Source organism: Pontibacter beigongshangensis (assembly GCF_014332515.1).
Taxonomy (GTDB): Bacteria; Bacteroidota; Bacteroidia; order Cytophagales; family Hymenobacteraceae; genus Pontibacter; species Pontibacter beigongshangensis.
Genome location: NZ_VFSD01000053.1, coordinates 1 through 1,481 on the forward strand (window position 1 = coordinate 1; position 1,481 = coordinate 1,481).

General features: G+C 54.0%; 1 protein-coding gene. It reads right to left on the reverse strand.

Features of this window, described 5'->3' with window-relative positions; all coding sequences use genetic code 11:
- Nucleotides 1-54 precede the first annotated feature (54 nt).
- Entirely contained in the window at nt 55-1,218 is a 1,164-nt protein-coding gene (locus FJM74_RS22050) for an IS110 family RNA-guided transposase (RefSeq protein ID WP_187264812.1), read from the reverse strand.
- Between the last annotated feature and the right edge of the window lie 263 nt (nt 1,219-1,481).

Consider the following 1,481-nt stretch of genomic DNA (forward strand, 5'->3'; position numbering starts at 1 on the left):
AAAGGTACTGTTTTGAAAGTCAAGGATTTTAGTTGAATTTTTCTTATCTTTCCCTTACCTGAAAGAGAGCTCCTGGCCGAGAGGTGCGGGATGTTCATCTTGTGTAGCCCTGCCTTGCGGGGCTACTTTCTTTTCGTCTGCTGCGCAGACACCTGAAAGAGAGGCTCCGACCTCCAGGCTAAGGATAGCCTCCTTCTTGTCTGCCTCCGCCCCCAGGTACTTGTTCTCCTGCCAGACCTCATCTCCCTTCCATAAAGTATAGATCAAAATCAGCAGCTTCTTCTGCACAGCCACATAGGCCAGCATCTTTTTCTTCCCCTTGCCCCTGAGCCGCTCAAACAGCGCCCTGCACACGGGCACGTTCCGGCGCACCGCATGCAAAGCCGGCATGTGCAGTATCCGCCTGATATGGCTGTTACCCTGCTTGGAGATCCTCGTCCTGCCGACTCTGTTGCCCGACTGGTTCTCCACCACATCATAGCCGGCGTAGCTGACCAGCTGCTTCTGGTTGTTGAAAAGGGCAAAGCCGTTGGTCTCGGCAACGATGGTGGCCGCCGTCAGCAGCCCCACCCCCTTGATGGTAGTGATCTTACTGATCTTCTCCTGCAACAGGGTATCTGCCGCTATAACTTCTTTTATTTCCTGCCGGATGGCCTTGAGCTGCGCATCATACAGCTGCAGGGTCTTTTTGAGCCTTTTCACCGTGCTCTTCCCTGTGTGCATGCCATAGGATTCGGCGTGCAGGCGATTGGCTGTTTCGCTGCGCACCTGCTGGATCTGTTCATGCTCCCGGGTGAGCTTGCGCAGCAGGTAGAGCTGTTTGCTCAGAGGCTGCCAGGGCTCCAGGTCCCTTTCCGCACCCATGTGGGCCAGGGCTCTGGCATCCAGGCGGTCGTTCTTGGATTTATAGCCCAGGCTCTGGAAGTACTTCTTTGCCCGGTTGGCCAGCACCACATTGACCCTCCGCCCCTGCTGGTGCATTGCCCAGGCCAGGGCTTCATAATACACCCCGGTGGCTTCCATGATCACCACCAGCTCCACCTGGGGGTCTTCCCACTTGCGTAGCCATTTGTTGAAGGCAGCCAACCCCTGAGCGGAGTTGGCAAAACTGTGGGTGGCTTTCACCACCACCCGATGCTCTGAGGTGAGCACCGAAAAGCAGGCGTCAAACTTGTCTTTGGCGATGTCGGCGCTCACCGACTGCTTGATGATTTTCATAGCTGGAGACATTAATAGATGAAACAAGAGACTCCAAACCTATTGCTCTTCCCCTGACTTCACTCATCATTTTATCCAAGGTTACCTCAGCGTGGAAGTACCTGTAAGTACTGTTCAGCCTTTCAGGAAGAAGCCCTACCGGGAGGATGTCCCTTTACATCGCCATATCACCAGGTGTATGTCGTTCGATTGCATTTGCCTCCCGGTAGCAGGCTTGTTGAAAGCAAAAATTGCATCCTCTTCGCTTATTGTAAAGATATGAG

Coding starts and splice junctions, on each gene's coding strand:
- FJM74_RS22050 (WP_187264812.1), bottom strand. CDS start 1,218: ATGAAAATCATCAAGCAGTCGGTGAGCGCCGACATCGCCAAAGACAAG.